Here is an 18890-nt window from a genome sequence, read left to right on the forward strand (position 1 = left end):
CCGAGCCCGGCCTGTTCACCCTGCCTCGACCGGCTCCGCCCGCACCGAACACCACCTCAACCTGAAACCCGACGAACCATCACAGAACACCCTCTTAAAAGAGGGGGATTTCAACCGAGGTGGGTTGGGGTTCACGGATGCTCGACCGCTGTTTGGGCGGTGTCGTCCCTCCGGTACCGGCTGATCGCCGGGGGCGGGGAATTCCGCCCTGTCCTGCCGCGACGTTGATGGCTGCGTTGGTGTCCGCGTTGCAGGTGAAGCCGCAGAGGGAGCAGACGAACTCGGCTTGGCTCTTGCGCGAGTTCTTATCAATCCATCCGCAGACACTGCACCGCAGGGAGGTGTAGGGGGCGGGGACGTCTTCGACCCGGCCCGGGGCCTTATGCCCGGTGCGCTGCCGCAGCAGGCCCCAGCCCTGCGCCAGGATCGCCCGGTTCAACCCGGCTTTTTGTCTGACCTGTTTTCCGGGCTGTTCGGTGGTTCCGCTGGCCGAGCGGGTCATGTTCTTGATGTTCAGCTTCTCGAACCGCACCAGACGGTAGGTGCGGGCCAGCATCGTGCTGGTCTTCTCGCACCAGTCCTTGCGCCGGTCGGCCTCACGCGCCTTGAGCCTGGCCACCTTGGCGTACGCGGCGGTCTTCCGCTCGCTTGCCTTCGGGGCGCGTGCGGCACGCCGCTGGTGTTTGCGGACCTGCGCGCGTTCCTTCACGGTGAGCTGGGGGCAGTTCAGCTTCCGCCCGTCCGAGAGGGCGGCGGTGATGGCCACGCCCCGGTCGATGCCGATGATCTCGCCCGTGCCGGGCCCGTCGACGGGCGCGGGGACGACGGCGAACGCGATGTGCCACCGGCTGTTGCGCAAGGTGATGCGGAACGTCTTGGCCTTGGGCAGTTCGGGCCGGGTGAGGCGGATGCGGACCCAGCCACAGCCGGGCACCTTGACCCGAGCCCACCGCCGGTTCAGCTGGTGCACCACCACCGAGCGGCCCATGACCTGCCTGCCGGTCTTCGCGTTCAGCTTCGGCGAACCGTCCCCGGTCAACTCCCCCACCCGGTCGGTGCCGATGACCTGGAAGCCCTCGTGCCGGAACTTCCTGCGCCAGGTCGGCTCACCGAACCCGCAAGTGAAGCGGGCGTTCTTCGCCGTGGCGAAGTCCTTCAGGGCCTGCTGCTGAACGTCCGCGTTCCCGCTGCCGAGCCACTCGCTCTCGCGCCGGGCCTCGGTGAGCTGCCGGCACTGCTCAGCGAAACCGGGCGCTGACCTGCGCCACCTGCGCCAATGCGCATGCTGCTCGACGGCCAGGTTCCACACGTACCGGGCGTGCGCACAGTGCAGCAACATCTGCTGCTCCTGCCGCGGCGTCGGGTACATCCGGAAACGTGACATAGGACCATTCTAGCTTCATCATGGTCCCATGAAGCATGTGAACCTGAGACTCCCCGACGATCTGCATGAGCAGGCCAAGACCGCAGCCGAGGCCGACGACCGCTCCCTGAACTCATGGCTTGTATCGCTTGTTCGCCGCGCCGTCGCGGATGGTGAACGCCGTTCCGGCCAGGGGGCGTAACGGCTGCCTCTGCCCCGCTACGCGGGAGCGGGCATGCACCCCGGCCCTAAAAGGACCGGGCACCCTGCCCGGACCCCGGTGGTACGGACGTGGGGTGATCGCCGTCGACCGGTGGTTCCCCTCCTCCAAGCTGTGCTCCGCCTGCGGCACCTCCAGGAGCGGATGCCGTTGAATGTCCGCACCTGGACATGCGGCTGCGGCACGGTCCACGACCGGGACGTGAACGCGGCGAAGAACCTGCTGGCCGCCAAACTGGCGGTGACAGCCTGTGGAGCTGGCGTAAGACCTCAACGGAGCACTCCAGGCGGGCAGTCGGCGACGAACCAGGAAACCCAGAAACCCCACAGCGCGAGCCGTAGGAATCCCCCTTCCTCAGGAGAGAGAGGAAGTCAAGGCGTCCTCTCTTCGGCGGGTCGGCGGCCTTTTCGGCGTGTTTTCGATCTAACCGGCATGTGCCGCGTGCGACTGCGGACGCGGGAACGCAGTTGAACGCTTCCCGGGCGGCTCCGGCCGGCCCGTCCGGGGAGCTCGCCCGGCGTCGCCGCAAGCGTGGCGCGGCAGGGCCCGCCGGGTGGTCCGGGCCGTCCGGCGTGCGGTTGTGCGCGGCCGGTCCGCGCCTGGCCACCGGCCGCGCCGTCCGCCGACGGGTGACGGGTGACGGGTAAGGGCCTGCCCGGGCGGGACACCGGCGGAAGCCGGTTGCGGGCCGAGGCGGGCACGGACGGCGCTGGAGCGGTTCTCGACCGGGCTTGAGGCGGCTGTCCAGTGTTTCTCGGCCGCACCCCCGGAAGGTGGGCTGAACGGCCCGTCACCACGGCCCTGAAGTGAGGTCGGACATGATGCGTTCATTTGCCCGCCGTTGCCTGAGTGAGGTGTACAGCGCCTTGAAGGCATACGGCAGCTACTACACGGGGGTGGATCCCGAACACCCGGAGCGGTTCCTGCGGCTGGAGGACCCCGTGCCCGGACACCCGGAGCGGCTGTGCTGGGAGGTGCCGCTCACACCGGTGGAGCGGGCGCTCGTCAAGGAGCTGGAGCCGCGCTGAGCCCGTCTGCACCTGCGGATGAACGCCGCTGCCGGGGCTCTTGGGAGCCCCGGCAGCGGCGTTTGGGATACGGGCAGGCGCTCAGGCCGCCGAGCGCTCGGCGACGAACGCCTCCCAGGTGCGCTTGCCGTGGCCGCGCCGAGATCGGCCTTGAGCTGCGCCGGGGTGCCCTGCGCGATGACGCTGCCGCGGTCCAGCACCACGAGGTGATCGGCCAGGTGGTCGGCCTCTTCCAGGTACTGGGTGGTCAGCAGGACCGTGGTGCCGTCGGCGACCAGTTGCTCGAGGACGGTCCACAGGTCGCGGCGGCTGCGCGGGTCGAGACCGGTGGTGGGCTCGTCGAAGAAGAGAATCCGCGGGCGGTGCACCAGGGCGGCGGCGAGGTCGAAGCGCCTGCGCTGCCCGCCGGAGTAGGTGCGGCTGGGCCGGTCGGCGATCTCGGTGAGCTGGAACTGCTCCAGCAGCTGCGCCGCCCGGGTGCGGACGTCGGCGCGCGACATGCCGGTCAGTCTGCCGACCATGACGAGGTTCTCGCGTCCGGTCAGGTTGGGGTCCACGGCCGCGTACTGGCCGGCCATGCCGATCAGCGGGCGGACCCGCTGGGGGACCTGACGGCGTCGACGCCGCCGATCAGGATCCGGCCGGCGTCGGGCGGCAGCAGCGTGGTGAGCATGCGGGTCGTGGTCGTCTTGCCCGAGCCGTTGGGGCCGAGCAGGCCGACCACCGAGCCGTAGGGGACGGTCAGGTCGACGCAGCCCGCGAGTCGCATGCCGTGCAGCTTCCGGCAGATGGCGAAGGCGCCGCCGCCACCCGCCTCCGCGCAGACGAGCAGGCCGTCAGGGGAAGGGGCACACAAACGCAGCGGCCGTTCCTCAGCGCTTCGTTGGTTGACACCTCGAAGCGTGAGGAACGGCCGCCTGCGTCGTCCCGGGAAGAACCGCGGATCAGCTCGTCGAGTGACCCGCGACGTCACACCGCAAACTCAGACGGTGGACGGCGCTTCGGCCCGGCTCTTCGCGGACTCGTGCGGCGCCGTCTCCTGTGGCGTCAGGCCCGGCCGCCAGAAGCGCGGCCCCAGGTCCAGGGCCAGCGCCGGAACCAGCAGACTGCGTACCAGGAACGTGTCGAGGAGGATGCCGACCGCTACGAGCAGCCCCTGCTGCAGTGCGCTCACCGTGGGGATGGCCGCAAGGACGCAGAACGTGGCAGCCAGCACCACACCCGCCGACGTGATGACACCGCCGGTCACCGTTACCGCGGTGAGGATTCCCTCGCGGTGCCCGCGCAGCCGCACCTCTTCCTTTGCGCGTGTCATCAGGAAGATGGTGTAGTCGACGCCCAGCGCGACGAGGAAGATGAAGCCGAACAGCACCAGCCCGCGGTCGATCTTCGCGTGGTCCAGTGCGTGGAACAGCAGCGAGGCCGTGCCGACGGCCGCCGCGAACGACAGCACCACGGACCCGAGCAGCACCGCGGATGCGATGCTCGCCCGCAGCAGGAGGAAGAGCATCACCAGCACCACCGCAAGGATCAGCGGGATCAGCAGCGTCTCCTCGTCACCCTGCGCCTCGGAGACGTCGAGCGCCACCGCGCTCTGGCCCCCGACGACCGCGTCGGCTGCCGGCCCGGTCGATCCGTCCAGCGCCGTCCTGATGTCCCGGACGGTGTCCTTGGCGGCCGCGGAGTCCGGAGCGTCGCGGAGCACTGCTGTCAGGTGCGTCCAGCCGCCCTTGGCCACCTGGGTGCTGACGGAGGACACACCGGGCACCTTGGCGACGACGGCCGTCGCGGATTCGGCCCCGGCGTCGCGGACGTACACATCCGCAGGAGCAGACGAGCCTGCGGGGAAGTGCTTGGCCAGAACCTGCTGGCCGGTGACCGAGTCGACCTTGCCGGTGAACTGCTCCGCCTGCGTCTGGCCGGTCTGTACGCCGGCGATGCCCAGCGCCATGACGCCCAGCACCAGCGCCGTGCCGATCCACACCGCGCGCGGGCGCCGTCCCACGGCCTCGGCGATCTTTGCCCAGGTGCCGTGCCCCTGCGCCGAGTTCGGGTCGTATCCCGCAGTGACGCGCGGCTTCACGGGCCAGAACACCCAGCGGCCCAGGATCACCAGCAGCGCCGGCAGCAGCGAGGTCATGGCGAAGAACACCAGGACCACACCGATGGCGACGACCGGTCCCAGACCCTGGGTGCTGTTCATGCTGCCGAACACCAGGCACAGCGACGCGATCGTCACCGTCGCGGCGGAGGCGGCCAGGGCCGACAGCGAGCCGTGCACGGCCAGCGACATCGCCGTGTGGCGGTCTTCGTGCCGGTGCAGCTCTTCCCGGTAGCGGGAGATGAGCAGCAGGGCGTAGTCGGTGCCCACGCCTACCGAGAGCACCATGAGTACGTAGGCGCTCTGACCGTTGACCATCAGCCCCGCATGCTTGGCGAGGAGGTAGACCACGCCGCTCGCCACCTGGCTGGCCAGCCCCACGGTGATCAGCGGGATCAGCCACAGCACCGGGCTGCGGTAGGTCACGAGCAGCAGCAGCGCCACCACGCCGAGCGCGACACCCAGCAGCGCGCCGTCCATGCCGGAGTAGACCTCGGCGAAGTCGGCGATGCTCCCGGCCTCGCCGGTGATCTTGATGTCGAGACCAGCGGGGGCGCCGTCGGAGGTGAGCTTGCCGGCTTCGGTCACCTTGTCGGTGAGTACCTTGTTGTCGCTGGGCGAGGTGCGCAGCGGAACGCTCACGAAGGCCGCGACCTTGTCCTCGGAGACCACGGCAGGGGAGACCTTGCCGATGGCCACCTTGTCGGCGAGCCGGGCACGATCGCCGTCGATCCGGGACAGGTCGGCCTGGGTGAGGCCTCCCTCGCGGGCGTAGACGATGACTGCGGTGCTGGAGTTCTTGTCGGCGAAGTACCGCTCCGCGAGTTGCACCGCCTTGGTCGACTGGGCGCTCGACGGCAGCCAGGCCTCAGGGTCGTTGTCCTGTACGTCTGCCAGGCCGGCGGCCAGCGAGCCACCGATACCCATGAGCAGGAACCACAGCACAAGCACGACCCACTTGGAGCGCCGGCCGGCGACGAAGGCAGCGTATCGGCTCACAACGGTGGGGGAAGGAACGGGCGGTGGAACCGTTTCTGTGGGGGATGGTGCCGGGGTCTGGATCGTCATGTGACGCTCACCGAGGGTCAGGAGCCGTGGAGCGGGGGCTCGTACGGAACTGGGTACACAAAGGTTCTTCACCAGAGGGATGGAGTCCTGGTGGAGCGTCCCTGGAGTTGGCTTGAACTCGGATTCCCTCGCCCGATGGCGGTCCGTTTCCGGCCGAATTCCTGACCTCAGCCTTATGCGGTCGAGCAGGGGGGCGCGCTATGCGGGAGCTCAGCCCGGGAAGGGGTCCGGGGCGGCGCGGGGAGGATGGGGGCGGGCGGTCGGACGAGAAGGACGGCGGCCACGGAGCCGACGGGCCGGGTGGTCAGCGGTCTCCTGCCGAGGTGATGCGCCGGCGCCCCGGCCACCCACGGATGCACGGACGGACGGCCGGGCGCGGGTACGGACGGCGCGTCAGGCGGACGGTGTGCAGTCAGGGCTCGCGGCGGAACGTGGAGACCTGGATGCCCTGGGGGCGGCCGCGATCGCGGAGTGCACCGCGCGCAGGCCCCGCTCCGCGCCCTCCTTGGCGGCGGCGCGGACGAGGCGGCGGGCGGTGGCCCGGGCCCAGTCGCGCACCTCGCCGCTGCTGCCGATCCCGTCGAGCAGCACGTACGACCGGATGCCGCGATAGGGGAACGTCGGGGTGAAATCGCACTGTTGGACCTGCCACCCGTCAGCTGTGCGGTCGCACAGGAACGCATGAGGTTCCTTGGAGCGGTGGCACAGGCACGCATGAGGCTCGCTCAAGCACTGCCACAGACGCGCATGAGGCTCCCTAATCGCCGCTGGTCACTGGAGGGGGCGTGCCGCCGCTCGAAAGGTTTGCCTCGTTCGCCGGTCCCCCCCGTAGGGCGGGATCCGTCAGTGTTGTGACGGACGGAAGAACGAAGAACACCACTGAGGGAGCACCCGATGAAGGCTCGTATGACGAACGCCGCCAAGGTTCTGCCGGACGCCATGAAGGGCATTCAGAACCTCTACAAGGCCATTCACCAGGGCGGGGTCGACCAACACACGCTGGACCTGGTGCACCTGCGCGCGAGCCAGATCAACGGCTGCAGCTCCTGTGTCCACGCCGGCGTCACGGGCGCCAAGAAGGCCGGGGAGACCGACGAGCGCCTGCACGCCGTCGCTGCCTGGCGCGAGGCGCCGTTCTTCTCGGACGCCGAGCGCGCCGCCCTGGCACTGACCGAGGCCGCCACCCGGCTGGCCGACCACAGCGGGCAGGCCGTGCCGGACGCGGTCTGGGACGAGGCCGCCGACCATTTCACGGAGCAGCAGCTCGCCGCGATCATCCTCATGATCGCGACGACGAACTTCTTCAACCGGCTGAACGCCACCGTCCAGGAGCCCGCGGGCGCCGCCTGGAGCTAGGCACTCCCCAGAGGCCGACAGGACGGCCGCGACGCCGTCCTGTCGGCCGGTGCGCGGGGACGGGAAGGCGGGATCACGAGGGCCTCACGGATCGCGGCCGCCAGCGGTACGGAAGGCCTTCACCAGGAGCGCGGACGGGCGCTCGGGACCGCCCGCGACGAAGCTGCCGAAGCCCGCGAACACCGGAGGCGGGGCCCGCCCCGAGAAACTCCGCCGGGCGTGCGCCGGGTTCCCAGGACGGCGGGGGGACGGCCGCCAGCAGCCGCACATCTCGTGTCCCTGGGGCCGGTCCGCGGGGCGGGGCACCACCTTGACATCCTCCCCCTCTTAAAAGAGGGGGATTCCAACCCAGTTGGGTTGGGGTTCACGGATACTCGAGCGGCGGCTGGTGGCCGCTGGCATCCCTCCGGCACCGGCTGATCGCCGGGGGCGGGGAATTCCGCCCTGTCCTGCCGCGACGTTGATGGCTGCGTTGGTGTCCGCGTTGCAGGTGAAGCAGCAGAAGGAGCAGACGAACTCGGCTTGGCTCTTGCGCGAGTTCTTGTCGATCCATCCGCAGACACTGCATCGCAGGCTGGTGTAGGGGGCGGGGACGTCTTCGACCCGGCCGGGGGCCTTGTGTCCGGTGCGTTGGCGCAGCAGGCCCCAGCCCTGCGCCAGGATCGCCCGGTTCAGCCCTGCCTTCTGCCTGACCTGCCTGACCTGCCTGCCGGGCTGCTCGGTGGTTCCGCTGGCCGAGCGGGTCATGTTCTTGATGTTCAGTTTCTCGAACCGCACCAGACGGTAGGTGCGGGCCAGCATCGTGCTGGTCTTCTCGCACCAGTCCTTGCGCCGGTCGGCCTCACGCGCTTTGAGCCTGGCCACCTTGGCATACGCGGCGGTCGCGGATGGTGAACGCCGTTCCGCCCAGGGGGCGTAACGGCTGCCTCTGCCCCGCTACGCGGGAGTGGGCATTCACCCCGTCCCTAAAGGACCGGGCACCCTGCCCGGAACCCCGGTGGAGCTGCAGCCGCGCGGGATCGTAGGCGGCGGGGAGTCCGAGGAGCTGCCCCTGGAGAGCGGCTGACGGGGCCTCGGGGGCTCTGTCGCGGGGAGCGAGTGCGCTCCGCGTGACATGCCCGCGAACGTCCGGGCGTGTCCGGATCGGTCAGGAATCGAGAAGCTCGGTTCACGGAGCCGCCTCTAGCCTGCTCGCCATGGACATCACCATTCACACGGCTTCTCTGCCGCATGACGACCCGGACGCTTCGCTCGCCTTCTATCGCGACGTCCTCGGTTTCGAGGTCCGCAGCGATGTCGGCCAGGGCAGGATGCGCTGGATCACGGTAGGCCCGGCCGGTCAGCCGGGCACCTCGATCCTGCTGACACCGCCTGCCGCCGATCCCGGCATCACCGAGGACGAGCGCCGCATGATCACGGAGATGATGGCCAAGGGCACCTACGGATGGATCCTGCTGGCCACCCCGGACGTCGACGCCGCGTTCGAGAAGGTGCAGGCCGGTGACACCGAGGTCGTCCAGGAGCCGACCGAGCAGCCGTACGGCATCCGCGACTGCGCCTTCCGCGACCCAGCGGGCAACCTGGTCCGCATCCAGGAGCTTCGCTGAGCAGTGCGGGTACCGATGCAGCCGTGCGGGCCGACATCGCCACCGCCCATAAGGAACGCGGCGGCGCACCGGAGTGGGCACCCCCGACACGTCGAAGGAAATCGAAGACGAAAGACGAAGGAGAGGGTTCTCATGTGCAAGCCTGAATGGCGGCGTGCACGCATCCAGGCGCAGCGCCTGGCTGATCTCGCGCGGCTGCGCCGCGTCCGCGACCGGATCGACAGGGAATACGCGCAGCCACTGGACGTGGAGGCGCTCGCCCGTGATGTGGACGTGTCCGCCGGGCACCTGAGTCGGCAGTTCCGGGCCGCCTACGGTGAGTCGCCGTACGCGTACCTGATGACGCGTCGCATCGAGCGGGCGGCAGCGCTGCTGCGGCGGGGCGACGTCAGCGTCACCGAGGTCTGCTTCGCGGTCGGCTGCGCGTCGCTGGGCACGTTCACCACCCGCTTCACCGAGCTGGTCGGCATGCCGCCCGGGGCCTTCCGGCGCCAGGCGGCGGAAGCGTCGGCCGACCGTGCCGATGCTGCGGGTGCCCCCCGCGGTGCCGGGTCGGCGAGCAAGGTGGAGGGGATGCCGGCGTGCGTGGCGAAGCAGGTCTCAAGACCGGTCAGGAATCGAGAAGCCCCGGCCGCCGCACGGCCCCTACGGTGATGGTCATGGCAACCACCACTTCCACCCCAGTTACCACGTCCATCGCGGCCATCACCCTTGAGGTGGCCGACCTCGAGGCCGCCCGGCGCTTCTACAGCGCCTTCGGCGTGGACACGTACCTGCACCTGCGGGCGTCCCAGGCGCACTCCACCGGATTCCGCGGCTTCACCCTGGCGCTCACGGTGTCCGGGCCGGCCACCGTCGACGGCTTCATCGGTGCCGCCGTGGACGCCGGCGCCACGGTCCTGAAGCCCGCCGCGAAGTCGCTGTGGGGCTACAGCGGCGTCCTCCAGGCCCCGGACGGGACGATCTGGAAGATCGCGACCTCGGCGAAGAAGGACACCGGCCCCGACACCCGCGAGATCGACGAGGTCGTCCTGCTGATCGGCGTCGAGGCGGTGAGGGCCACCAAGCAGTTCTACGTCGGCCGGGGCATGACCGTGACCAAGAGCGTCGGCAGCATGTACGTCGAGTTCGCCCCCGGTCAGTCCCACCCCGTCAAAATGGCGCTGTACAGGCGCCGCGCCCTGGCCAAGGAGGTCGGCGTCCCCGCCGACGGCACGGGCTCGCACCGCATCGTCCTCGGCAGTACCGCCGACGCCTTCACCGACCTGGACGGGTTCGTCTGGGAGGCTGCCGCCCCCACACCGTCCTGACCTCCGTCCCTGTGACAGCCGGGCCCCGGCCCGGATGTCCGACACGTATACCTCTGCAGCTCAAGGAGTACGGCATGAAGGCACACGTCAGCTCGATCCTTCTCGGCGTCCGGGACATGGACCGGGCCAAGCAGTTCTACACCGAGGGGCTCGGCTGGAAGGTCCAGAGTGACTACGGCATCTCGGTGTTCTTCGAATCGGACGGCGCCTCGCCCGTCGGCTTCTACAGCCGCGAAGGACTGGCCGACCAGGTGGGCACGGACCATGAGGGCAGCGGCTTCAGCGGACTGGTCCTGACCTACGTCGTCCGCAGCGAGGCGCGGGTCGACGAGATCATGGCGGAGGCCGCGAAGGCCGGCGCCACGGTCCTCAAGCCCGCCGGCGCTCTGCCGTGGGGCGGGTACGGCGGCACCTTCGCCGACCCGGACGGCTACGTCTGGAGTCTCGGCTTCAGCACCCAGGGAACCGACCAGCCCTACGCCGATTGACATCCTCCCGGGCCTAACGGCCCGGGATTCCAGTCTGCTCCCACCGCGGCGACGCGGTGGGCAGCTCCTGGCGGGTTCCTGTTTCGCCGCGCTGTGCCGGCACGGGTGCCGGTCTGACCTGCGCTCCACAGGCTGATGCCGCCAGTCCGGCGGCCTTGGCGACGTTGACCGCCGCGTTGACGTCCCGGTCGAGGACCGCCCCGCATGCCCCACATGTCCACATGCGGACGTCGAGGGGCTTGGGGCCGTCCTTGACGCCGCACGCGGAGCACACCTGGGAGGTCGGCTCGAACCGGCCGATCCGGTGGAACTGTCGCCCGCACCGGGCAGCTTTGTACTCCAGCATGCTCACGAACGCGGACCATCCGGCGTCGTGGACGGACTTGGCCAGACGCGTGCGGGCGAGTCCTTTGACACACAGGTCCTCGACGGCGATCGCTTGGTTCTCGCGGATCAGCCGGGTGGAGAGCCGGTGGTGGAACTCGCGGCGCGCGTCGGTGACCTGCGCGTGAGCGCGGGCGACCGTCAGCCGGGCCTTGCCCCGGTTGCTGGAGCCCTTCTGTTTGCGGGACAGCTCCCGCTGCGCCTTCTTCAGGCGCTTCTCCGCCCGGCGCAGGAAGCGCGGGCTGTCGACCTTGGTCCCGTCGGAGAGGACGGCGAAGTGCCCGAGGCCGAGGTCGATGCCGATCTCGGGCGTCGTCTCGGGCAGCACCTCGCAGGCGTCCGTCTCGACGACGAAGCTCGCGAAGTACCTGCCCGCCGCATCCTTGACCACGGTCACGGTGGACGGGGCGGACGGCAGCGTCCGGGACCAGCGCACGGGAACATCGCCGACCTTCGGCAGTCTCAGTTTCCCGCCCGGCGTGATCCGCCACGAGGCATTCGCGGTGAAGCGGATCGACTGCCGGTTGTCCCGCTTCGACTTGAAACGTGGCACACCCGTCTTCGGGCGCTTGCCCTTCAGGCCGTCGAAGAAGTTCCGGTACGCGGTGTCCAGATCGCGCAGGGACTGCTGGAGGATCACCGCCGAGACCTCGCCGAGCCAGGCCCGTTCCCGTGTCTTCTTCGCGCCCGTCAGGTTCCTGGACAGTTCCGCCGAGGTGACGAACGGCGCCCCCGCGGCTCGGGCCTCCTCGCGGGCGCGGAGCGCGTCGTTGAAGACGACCCGCGCACACCCGAACGCCCTCGCCAACGCCATGCGTTGACCGGCGCTCGGGTACAAGCGGAAGCTGTACCGAAGCTGCACAGCGACCACCCTAGCGCTGGCCCATGTCGCCACGACGGCGCACGGGTCGAACCGTCGTCTACAACCTGCACGCACGCTTGGTGTTCGTCACCAAGTACCGGCGTGGAGTCATGAACGACGAGATGCTGACGCGCTGCGAAGAGGTGATGCGCAAGGTGTGCGAGGACTTCGGCGCCAAGCTGAAGGAGTTCAACGGCGAGACGGACCACGTCCACCTGCTCGTGCACTACCCCGCCGAAGGTTGCCCCGGCCGGCCTGGTGAGCAGCCTCAAGGGCGTCTCCTCGCGCCGTCTGCGTGCGGAGTTCACCGGCCGGGTGAACCGGGCGATCATGTACGGCCGGTTCTGGTCGCCCTCGTACTTCGCCGGCTCGTGCGGCGGCCCGCCGCTCCAGGTGGTCAAGGACTACATCGCACAGCAGAAGCGCCCAGACTGAGCCGGGTATCCGTGGGCGCGGGTGGATAGTGCGGACCCGTGCCCACGGCCGAGGCCAGAGCAGTCCAGAGATGCGATTCACCCCCGGCCTGAAGGCCGGGGCACTCTCTCAAGATCAGAGGTAGATCATGAAGTTTCTGTCCCACGTCGAGCCGCCCGAGCCCATGCGGGGCCTGCTGGTTCCGCCCGAGGTGGTGGAAGCTCTCGGCGAGGGCTCGCGGCCACCGGTGACGATCACGCTCAACGGGCATTCCTGGAAGAGCCGGGTCGCCTTCCTGCGCGGCCGCCACCTGATCGGCCTCAGCCACGCCAACCGGCAGGCCGCGGGTGTCGAGATCGGCGAGGAGGTCGAGGTCGAGTTGGAGCTCGACACCGAGCCGCGCGTCGTCGTCGAGCCGGAGGATTTCGCCCGAGCCCTGGACGACGACCCGGTCGCCCGCGCCGCGTACGACCACCTCACGTACAGCCGCAAGCGCGAGCACGTGCGTGCCGTCGAGAGCGCGAAGATGCCCGAGACGCGCCGGCGGCGCATCGAGAAGGCCATCGCCACCCTGCGGGGCTGAGCCCGGGAGCAGGCCTCCGACGCCCTACGCACCAGCCGTTCCTCAGCGCTTCGTTGGTCGACACCTCGAAGCGTGAAGAACGGCTGTTTGCGTTCTCCCGGGAAGAACCGCAGGTCAGTTACTGGGCGCCGCCGGGGGCAGCAGGCGGTGCAAGCGGGCCGCTATCGGTTCTCGACCGGTTATGCACCGGCGCATTCGAAGCTGCAGACACAGGGCGAGGTGAGAGCACCTCCGGTCGGCACGAGGAGTGCGTGATGCGCAAGGTCGTTTCCCGGGACGGTACGACGATCGCCTACGACAAGTCGGGCGAGGGCCCCCCACTCGTGCTGCTCAACGGTGCGTTCCGCGATCACACGATCTTCGACGAGCTCGTTCCCGAGCTGGCGCAGCACTGCACCGTGTATGCCTACGACCGCCGCGGGCGCGGCCAGAGCGGTGACGCTCCCGAGTACGCCGTCGAGCGGGAGATCGAGGATCTCCAGGCGGTGATCGAGGAGGCGGGCGGCTCAGCGGCCGTGTTCGCCGGGTCCACGGGCGCGAACGTGGCGCTCCAGGCGGCGCTCGCGGGCACGCCGATCGCCAAGCTGGCTCTCCACGAGCCGTTCTTCCGGGTCGAGGGGTTCCCGAAGCCCCCGTCGAACTCCGCGGAGACGCTCCGGGTCATCCTGGAGGAAGGCGACCGGCGCGACGAGGCGGCCGAGTACTTCCTCGGGCCCGTCCTGGGCCTCACCCCCGACGATGTCGCGCAGTGGCGCAGGAGCCCGATCTGGGCGATGAACGAGGCGAACGCTCACACGCTGCTGTACGACGTCAAGATCTGCGGCGACTTCACCGTCCCGGCCGGCCAACTCGCCGGATTCCGGACGGAGACGCTGGTCCTCAACAGCGACAGCACCAGCGCCTGGCTGCGTGCGGCGGCTGCGGCGACCGCGGCGGCCCTGCCCAACGGCCGGGGCCTCGAGCTGCCCGGATCCTGGCACCGGATCGACATGGACGTGCTCGGCCGGACGCTGGTCGAGTTCGCCACCGCCTGAAAGGTCCCGCCGCCCCTGCCCGCGAGCGATGCCCTGCAGCGCGGGGGACGTACGGCCCATCCCTGAAGTACGCCATCTACCTCCCGGGAGAACATCACCGTGACCACGGCTCACACCCTGGCCGCCGGGGACACCGCGGAGGCGGCCCCGGCCGCTGCGCGCGGCGCCACCGTGTGGCTGACCGGGCTGCCCAGCGCGGGCAAGACCACTCTCGCCCGCGCCCTCGCCGAGCGTCTGCGCGCCCAGGGACATGAGGTCGAGGTGCTCGACGGCGACGAGATCCGCGCGTTCCTCTCTGCGGGCCTGGGCTTCAGCCGCGCGGACCGGCACACCAACGTGCAGCGGATCGGCTTCGTGGCCGGGCTGCTGTCCTCCCACGGCGTCAAGACGCTGGTTCCGGTCATCGCTCCGTACGCCGACTCCCGCGCCGCCGTCCGTGCCCGGCACGCCGCCCGCGCCACACCGTTCCTGGAGATCCACGTGGCCACCCCGGTCACGCTCTGTTCCCAGCGCGACGTGAAGGGCCTGTACGCCAAGCAGGCGGCTGGCGAGATCTCCGGTCTCACGGGCGTCGACGACCCGTACGAGGCACCTGAGAGCCCGGAGCTGCGCATCCAGACGCAGGGCCGCTCGGTGGCCGATTCCGCAGCCGAGCTTCACACCTTCCTGACCGAGAGGGGCCTGGCATGACGACCATGACCCATCGCCTGATCGAGGCGTCGGGGAACCCCTTCGCGCTGACGCACCTGGACTCGCTGGAGTCCGAGGCGGTCCACATCTTCCGCGAGGTGGCGGGCGAGTTCGAGAAGCCGGTGATCCTCTTCTCCGGCGGCAAGGACTCGATCGTCATGCTGCACCTGGCGCTCAAGGCGTTCGCACCGGCACCGGTGCCGTTCGTGCTGCTGCACGTCGACACCGGTCACAACTTCCGCGAGGCCATCGACTACCGGGACCGCACGGTGGCGCAGCACAACCTGCGCCTGCACGTGGCCTCGGTCCAGGACTACATCGACGCCGGCAAGCTCAAGGAGCGCCCCGACGGCACCCGCAACCCGCTGCAGACCGTCCCGCTGACCGAGGCGATCCAGCAGCACAAGTTCGATGCCGTCTTCGGCGGCGGCCGCCGCGACGAGGAGAAGGCCCGCGCCAAGGAGCGCGTCTTCTCCCTGCGCAACGAGTTCTCCCAGTGGGACCCGCGCCGCCAGCGCCCCGAGCTGTGGCAGCTCTACAACGGCCGCCACGCGCCGGGCGAGCACGTGCGCGTCTTCCCGCTCTCCAACTGGACCGAGCTGGACGTGTGGCAGTACATCGCCCGCGAGAAGATCGAACTGCCGGAGATCTACTTCGCCCACGAACGGGACGTCTTCCTGCGGGGCGGCATGTGGCTGACCGCCGGCGAGTGGGGCGGCCCGAAGGACGGCGAGACGGTCGAGAAACGGCTCGTCCGCTACCGCACCGTGGGCGACATGTCCTGCACTGGCGCCGTCGACTCCGGCGCCGCCACGCTCGACGCGGTGATCGCCGAGATCGCCGTCTCCCGCCTCACCGAGCGGGGCGCGACCCGGGCCGACGACAAGATGTCCGAGGCCGCGATGGAAGACCGCAAGCGCGAAGGGTACTTCTAGCGATGACCACCACCACCGAGCAGCTCAGCGCCACCACGCTGCTGCGCTTCGCTACCGCGGGTTCCGTCGACGACGGCAAGTCCACCCTGGTCGGCCGCCTGCTGCACGACTCCAAGTCGGTCCTCACCGACCAGCTGGAGGCCGTCGCACAGGTCTCGGCCAGCCGCGGACAGGACACCCCCGACCTGGCCCTGCTCACCGACGGCCTGCGGGCCGAGCGGGAGCAGGGCATCACCATCGACGTCGCCTACCGCTACTTCGCCACCGCCCGCCGCCGGTTCATCCTCGCCGACACCCCCGGGCACGTGCAGTACACCCGCAACATGGTCACCGGCGCCTCCACCGCCGACCTCGCGGTCGTACTCGTCGACGCCCGCAACGGCATGGTCGAGCAGACCCGCAGGCACACCGCGGTCGCCGCCCTGCTGCGGGTGCCCCACGTGGTCCTGGCCGTCAACAAGATGGACCTCGTCGGCTACGAGGAGTGCGTCTTCGCGAAGATCGCCGAGGAGTTCACCTCGTACGCCGCCACGCTCGGGGTCAAGAACGTCGTGGCGATCCCGCTCTCCGCGCTGGCCGGCGACAACGTCGTCGAGCACTCCGCCACCATGGACTGGTACGGCGGCCGGACCCTGCTGGAGCACCTGGAGACCGTCCCGGTCGGCAGCGACCCGAGGGAGGAGCCCGCCCGCTTACCGGTCCAGTACGTGATCCGCCCGCAGACTGCCGAGCACCTCGACTACCGGGGCTACGCCGGCCAGATCGCCTCCGGCGTGCTGCGGGTCGGGGACGCCGTCACCGTCCTGCCCTCCGGCCACACCACTGCCGTCGCGGCCATCGACGCGCTCGGCACGCAGACGGACGTCGCCTGGGCGCCCCAGTCCGTCACCGTCCGGCTCACCGACGACGTCGACGTCTCGCGCGGCGACCTGATCGCGGCCGGGGGCACGGCCGGGGCGCCCACCAAGGACATCGAGGCCAGCGTCTGTCACCTCAACGAGCGCCCCCTGCACGTCGGCGCCAAGGTCCTGCTCAAGCACACCACCCGCACCGTGCGCGCCGTGGTCAAGGACATCTTGTACCGGATCGACATCAGCACGCTCGAACGGCGCCCCGGTGCCGAGGGCCTGCAGGTCAACGACATCGGCCACGTCGTGCTGCGCACGGCCGAGCCGCTCGCGCTCGACCCCTACGCCGACAACCGCCGGACGGGCTCGTTCCTGCTGATCGACCCGGCCGACGGCACCACCCTCGCAGCCGGCATGGCGGATGAGCCCTTCGAGACCGTACGGCGCGCAGCCGAAGCAACCAACGAGGAGGACTGGGTCTGATGCACTACCAGACGATCGGGCGCGTGGCCATGGCGGCCGTAGCGGTGACCGCGGCTGCCGGACTGCTGTCGGGCTGCGGCTACGGCTCCAGTGCCGAGGCAGCCCCGGTGAAGCAGACCGACGGCGCCTCGGGTGCGAAGCTCTCCGCCGACACCGTGAAGATCGGCTACTTCCCGAACCTCACGCACGGGACCGCCCTGGTGGGCCTGCAGGACGGCCTGTTCCAGAAGGAGCTGGGGTCGACCCGGATCAAGTCCCAGTTCTTCAACGCCGGTCCAGCCGAAATCGAGGCGCTCAACGCCGGTTCGGTCGACATCGGCTGGATCGGCCCGAACTCGGCGATCAACGGCTACGTCAAGTCGCACGGCACGTCCTTGCGGGTCATCGGCGGCGCAGCCTCCGGCGGTGTCAAGCTGGTGGTCAACCCGGCGAAGATCAGCTCGCTGGACGACCTCCGGGGCAAGAAGCTCGCCACCCCGCAGCTGGGCGGTACCCAGGACGTCGCCCTGCTCAACTATCTGGCAGGCAAGGGCTACAAGGTGGACGCGGCCTCCGGCTCGGGCGACGTCAGTGTGCTCCGTACGGAGAACAAGGTGGTGCCGGAGGCGTACAAGTCCGGCTCCATCGACGGCGCCTGGGTGCCCGAGCCGACCGCCTCCAGGCTGGTCACGCTCGGCGCGAAGGTCCTGCTGGACGAGAAGTCGCTGTGGCCGGACGGCAAGTTCGTGACCGCCGACATCATCGTCTCGCAGAAGTTCCTGACCGCGCACCCCGACGTGGTCGAGGCCGTGCTGCGCGGCTCGCTGGCGGCCAACGCCTTCATCAAGGCCGACCCGGAGAAGGCGAAGGCCGACGCCAACCTGCAGATCAAGGCCGACACGGGCAATGCGCTGCCGCCCGCCATCCTCGACCCCGCGTGGGCAAGCATCGACTTCATCGACGACCCGCTGGCCCGCACCCTGCAGACCGGGGCCGACCACGCGGTCGCCGCGGGCCTGCTCGACAAGCCCGAACTCTCCGGGATCGTCGACCTGACCCTGCTCAACAAGGTACTCACGGCGGCGGGCCGGCCCGCCGTGGCGGACGCCGGGCTCGGCGTCAAGTGACGACCCGCACCCCGTAGCTCCGCGCAGTGCCCCCGTCCACGCCCGCAGGAGGTTTCCGCAATGACCACGGCACTGACCATCCCGAAGTGCGTCCCCGTCGTCGAGACCACGGACGACTACCCAGCGGTCCGGCTCTCGCACGTCTCCAAGGCCTTCGGCCGCCCCGGTGCGGGCTCCGTCGTGCTCGACGACATCAACCTGGACGTGGCCCCGGGCGAGTTCGTCACCCTGCTCGGCGCTTCCGGCTGCGGCAAATCCACCCTGTTGAACCTGGTGGCGGGGCTCGACGAGCCCAGCGCCGGAACCATCGACGTACCCGGCACCCGGCCGTCGCTGATGTTCCAGGACCACGCGCTGTTCCCGTGGCTGAGCGCGGGTCGCAACATCGAGCTGGCGCTGCGCCTGGCGGGCGTGCCGCGCGAGAACCGCAGGCCCGAGGCCGAGCGACTGCTGGAGCTGGTCCGCCTCGGCGGCGCGTACCGCAAGCGGGTGCACGAGCTCTCCGGCGGCATGCGCCAGCGCGTGGCCATGGCGCGCGCGCTCGCCCAGGGCAGCACCGTACTGCTGATGGACGAGCCGTTCGCCGCACTCGACGCCATCACCCGGGACGTCCTGCACGAGGAGATCACCCGGATCTGGAACAAGCGCAAGCTCACCGTCCTGTTCGTCACCCACAACGTCAGAGAGGCCGTGCGCCTCGCCCAGCGCGTCGTCCTGCTGTCGTCCCGGCCCGGCCGGATCGCCCGGGAGTGGCGCGTCGACCTGCCGCATTCGCTGCGGGGCGAATCCGCCGAGGTCGCGGCGCTGTCCATCGAAATCACCGAGCACCTGCGTGGGGAGATACGCCGCCATGTCCAGCACTGACACCCGGCCCGGGGGGGGGGGGGGGGCCCCCCCCCCCCCCCCCCCCCGGGGGCGCCCCCCCCCCCCCCCGGGGGGGGGCGGCCCCCCCCGGGGGGGGCGGGGGGGCCCCCCCGGCCGCCCCCCCCCCCCCCCCCCCCCCAGCCCCC

19 protein-coding genes and 3 pseudogenes are annotated in these 18890 nt (G+C 70.1%); 16 read left to right on the forward strand and 6 right to left on the reverse strand.

The annotated features are described in order from the left end of the window. Positions 1–94: 94 nt before the first annotated feature. Positions 95–1384 (reverse strand): RNA-guided endonuclease InsQ/TnpB family protein, encoded by a 1290-nt coding sequence (locus ACFYR3_RS39865; RefSeq protein ID WP_389287003.1) that lies wholly within the window; start codon positions 1382–1384, stop codon positions 95–97. Between the two features lie 28 nt (positions 1385–1412). Here ACFYR3_RS39865 and ACFYR3_RS39870 point away from each other — a divergent pair, with 28 nt between their 5' ends. The 3 genes and pseudogenes from ACFYR3_RS39870 to ACFYR3_RS39880 all read left to right on the forward strand — a co-directional run bounded on the left by ACFYR3_RS39870 (position 1413) and on the right by ACFYR3_RS39880 (position 2611). Continuing rightward, complete coding sequence (locus ACFYR3_RS39870) at positions 1413–1565, forward strand: YlcI/YnfO family protein (RefSeq protein ID WP_355857494.1); 153 nt, start codon at positions 1413–1415, stop codon at positions 1563–1565. Between the two features lie 79 nt (positions 1566–1644). Further along, a pseudogene (locus ACFYR3_RS39875) lies at positions 1645–1904 on the forward strand (zinc ribbon domain-containing protein); the annotation flags it as partial. 500 nt (positions 1905–2404) lie between these two features. Further along, entirely contained in the window at positions 2405–2611 is a 207-nt protein-coding gene (locus ACFYR3_RS39880; protein ID WP_355857543.1) for a DUF6059 family protein, read from the forward strand. Between the two features lie 137 nt (positions 2612–2748). On the opposite strand, the pseudogene ACFYR3_RS39885 reads toward ACFYR3_RS39880, so the two are convergent. The 3 genes and pseudogenes from ACFYR3_RS39885 to ACFYR3_RS39895 all read right to left on the reverse strand — a co-directional run. Continuing rightward, positions 2749–3380, reverse strand: a pseudogene (locus ACFYR3_RS39885) (ABC transporter ATP-binding protein); the annotation flags it as partial. A gap of 213 nt (positions 3381–3593) precedes the next feature. Further along, complete coding sequence (locus ACFYR3_RS39890) at positions 3594–5711, reverse strand: MMPL family transporter (RefSeq protein ID WP_355857497.1); 2118 nt, start codon at positions 5709–5711, stop codon at positions 3594–3596. A gap of 462 nt (positions 5712–6173) precedes the next feature. Continuing rightward, entirely contained in the window at positions 6174–6509 is a 336-nt protein-coding gene (locus ACFYR3_RS39895) for a hypothetical protein (protein WP_389287006.1), read from the reverse strand. 165 nt (positions 6510–6674) lie between these two features. On the opposite strand from ACFYR3_RS39895, the gene ACFYR3_RS39900 reads away from it, so the two are divergent. Further along, positions 6675–7136 (forward strand): carboxymuconolactone decarboxylase family protein, encoded by a 462-nt coding sequence (locus ACFYR3_RS39900; RefSeq protein WP_326782977.1) that lies wholly within the window; start codon positions 6675–6677, stop codon positions 7134–7136. Positions 7137–7463: 327 nt separating this feature from the next. Here the strand turns inward: ACFYR3_RS39900 and ACFYR3_RS39905 are convergent, their stop codons facing one another. Next, positions 7464–8000, reverse strand: coding sequence for an RNA-guided endonuclease InsQ/TnpB family protein (locus tag ACFYR3_RS39905; RefSeq protein ID WP_389287008.1), 537 nt, complete (start codon positions 7998–8000; stop codon positions 7464–7466). A gap of 332 nt (positions 8001–8332) precedes the next feature. On the opposite strand from ACFYR3_RS39905, the gene ACFYR3_RS39910 reads away from it, so the two are divergent. The 4 genes from ACFYR3_RS39910 (at position 8333) to ACFYR3_RS39925 (ending at position 10541) form a co-directional block, all read left to right on the forward strand. Next, entirely contained in the window at positions 8333–8743 is a 411-nt protein-coding gene (locus ACFYR3_RS39910; RefSeq protein WP_328663373.1) for a VOC family protein, read from the forward strand. 132 nt (positions 8744–8875) lie between these two features. Further along, the gene (locus ACFYR3_RS39915) at positions 8876–9397 is read left to right on the forward strand and encodes a helix-turn-helix transcriptional regulator (RefSeq protein WP_389287010.1); all 522 of its coding nucleotides are present in this window, start codon (positions 8876–8878) and stop codon (positions 9395–9397) included. Next, positions 9397–10053 (forward strand): glyoxalase, encoded by a 657-nt coding sequence (locus tag ACFYR3_RS39920; RefSeq protein ID WP_355857507.1) that lies wholly within the window; start codon positions 9397–9399, stop codon positions 10051–10053. Before ACFYR3_RS39915 ends, ACFYR3_RS39920 begins: the two co-directional genes overlap by 1 nt. A gap of 74 nt (positions 10054–10127) precedes the next feature. Continuing rightward, positions 10128–10541, forward strand: coding sequence for a VOC family protein (locus ACFYR3_RS39925; protein WP_355857510.1), 414 nt, complete (start codon positions 10128–10130; stop codon positions 10539–10541). 13 nt (positions 10542–10554) lie between these two features. Here the strand turns inward: ACFYR3_RS39925 and ACFYR3_RS39930 are convergent, their stop codons facing one another. Further along, complete coding sequence (locus ACFYR3_RS39930; protein WP_389287012.1) at positions 10555–11787, reverse strand: RNA-guided endonuclease InsQ/TnpB family protein; 1233 nt, start codon at positions 11785–11787, stop codon at positions 10555–10557. A 23-nt stretch (positions 11788–11810) separates the two neighbouring features. Here ACFYR3_RS39930 and tnpA point away from each other — a divergent pair. The 8 genes and pseudogenes from tnpA to ACFYR3_RS39970 all read left to right on the forward strand — a co-directional run bounded on the left by tnpA (position 11811) and on the right by ACFYR3_RS39970 (position 18744). Then, positions 11811–12222, forward strand: a pseudogene (gene tnpA / locus ACFYR3_RS39935) (IS200/IS605 family transposase). A 127-nt stretch (positions 12223–12349) separates the two neighbouring features. Then, entirely contained in the window at positions 12350–12784 is a 435-nt protein-coding gene (locus ACFYR3_RS39940) for a YdeI/OmpD-associated family protein (RefSeq protein WP_326782981.1), read from the forward strand. Between the two features lie 254 nt (positions 12785–13038). Then, the gene (locus ACFYR3_RS39945) at positions 13039–13818 is read left to right on the forward strand and encodes an alpha/beta fold hydrolase (RefSeq protein ID WP_389287014.1); all 780 of its coding nucleotides are present in this window, start codon (positions 13039–13041) and stop codon (positions 13816–13818) included. 99 nt (positions 13819–13917) lie between these two features. Then, positions 13918–14508, forward strand: a complete 591-nt coding sequence (gene cysC, locus ACFYR3_RS39950; protein WP_389287016.1) for an adenylyl-sulfate kinase — start codon at positions 13918–13920, stop codon at positions 14506–14508. Continuing rightward, positions 14505–15443 (forward strand): sulfate adenylyltransferase subunit CysD, encoded by a 939-nt coding sequence (cysD, locus tag ACFYR3_RS39955; RefSeq protein WP_355857517.1) that lies wholly within the window; start codon positions 14505–14507, stop codon positions 15441–15443. Before cysC ends, cysD begins: the two co-directional genes overlap by 4 nt. A gap of 2 nt (positions 15444–15445) precedes the next feature. After that, positions 15446–16774: a GTP-binding protein gene (locus ACFYR3_RS39960; protein ID WP_355857520.1), complete on the forward strand. Its 1329-nt coding sequence runs from the start codon at positions 15446–15448 to the stop codon at positions 16772–16774. Then, on the forward strand, positions 16774–17880 hold the full coding sequence (locus ACFYR3_RS39965) for an aliphatic sulfonate ABC transporter substrate-binding protein (protein ID WP_389287018.1): 1107 nt from the start codon (positions 16774–16776) through the stop codon (positions 17878–17880). The genes ACFYR3_RS39960 and ACFYR3_RS39965 overlap by 1 nt, the downstream gene beginning before the upstream one ends. 60 nt (positions 17881–17940) lie before the next feature. After that, positions 17941–18744 carry an ABC transporter ATP-binding protein gene (locus tag ACFYR3_RS39970; RefSeq protein ID WP_328663385.1) on the forward strand — a complete coding sequence of 268 codons (804 nt, stop codon included), beginning with the start codon at positions 17941–17943 and terminating at the stop codon, positions 18742–18744. Positions 18745–18890 lie beyond the last annotated feature (146 nt).

The sequence above is a fragment of the Streptomyces sp. NPDC005784 genome (assembly GCF_042871525.1).
In the GTDB taxonomy this organism is placed as follows: Bacteria; Actinomycetota; Actinomycetes; order Streptomycetales; family Streptomycetaceae; genus Streptomyces.

Excerpts from the sequence above, each read along its gene's own strand:
- ACFYR3_RS39970 (WP_328663385.1), top strand. The coding sequence starts at position 17,941 with ATGACCACGGCACTGACCATCCCGAAGTGCGTCCCCGTCGTCGAGACC.
- ACFYR3_RS39960 (WP_355857520.1), top strand. The coding sequence starts at position 15,446 with ATGACCACCACCACCGAGCAGCTCAGCGCCACCACGCTGCTGCGCTTC.
- ACFYR3_RS39920 (WP_355857507.1), top strand. The coding sequence starts at position 9,397 with ATGGTCATGGCAACCACCACTTCCACCCCAGTTACCACGTCCATCGCG.
- ACFYR3_RS39945 (WP_389287014.1), top strand. The coding sequence starts at position 13,039 with ATGCGCAAGGTCGTTTCCCGGGACGGTACGACGATCGCCTACGACAAG.
- ACFYR3_RS39870 (WP_355857494.1), top strand. The coding sequence starts at position 1,413 with ATGAAGCATGTGAACCTGAGACTCCCCGACGATCTGCATGAGCAGGCC.
- ACFYR3_RS39880 (WP_355857543.1), top strand. The coding sequence starts at position 2,405 with ATGCGTTCATTTGCCCGCCGTTGCCTGAGTGAGGTGTACAGCGCCTTG.
- ACFYR3_RS39865 (WP_389287003.1), bottom strand. The coding sequence starts at position 1,384 with ATGTCACGTTTCCGGATGTACCCGACGCCGCGGCAGGAGCAGCAGATG.
- cysD (WP_355857517.1), top strand. The coding sequence starts at position 14,505 with ATGACGACCATGACCCATCGCCTGATCGAGGCGTCGGGGAACCCCTTC.
- ACFYR3_RS39900 (WP_326782977.1), top strand. The coding sequence starts at position 6,675 with ATGAAGGCTCGTATGACGAACGCCGCCAAGGTTCTGCCGGACGCCATG.
- ACFYR3_RS39925 (WP_355857510.1), top strand. The coding sequence starts at position 10,128 with ATGAAGGCACACGTCAGCTCGATCCTTCTCGGCGTCCGGGACATGGAC.
- ACFYR3_RS39965 (WP_389287018.1), top strand. The coding sequence starts at position 16,774 with ATGCACTACCAGACGATCGGGCGCGTGGCCATGGCGGCCGTAGCGGTG.
- ACFYR3_RS39910 (WP_328663373.1), top strand. The coding sequence starts at position 8,333 with ATGGACATCACCATTCACACGGCTTCTCTGCCGCATGACGACCCGGAC.
- ACFYR3_RS39940 (WP_326782981.1), top strand. The coding sequence starts at position 12,350 with ATGAAGTTTCTGTCCCACGTCGAGCCGCCCGAGCCCATGCGGGGCCTG.
- ACFYR3_RS39915 (WP_389287010.1), top strand. The coding sequence starts at position 8,876 with ATGTGCAAGCCTGAATGGCGGCGTGCACGCATCCAGGCGCAGCGCCTG.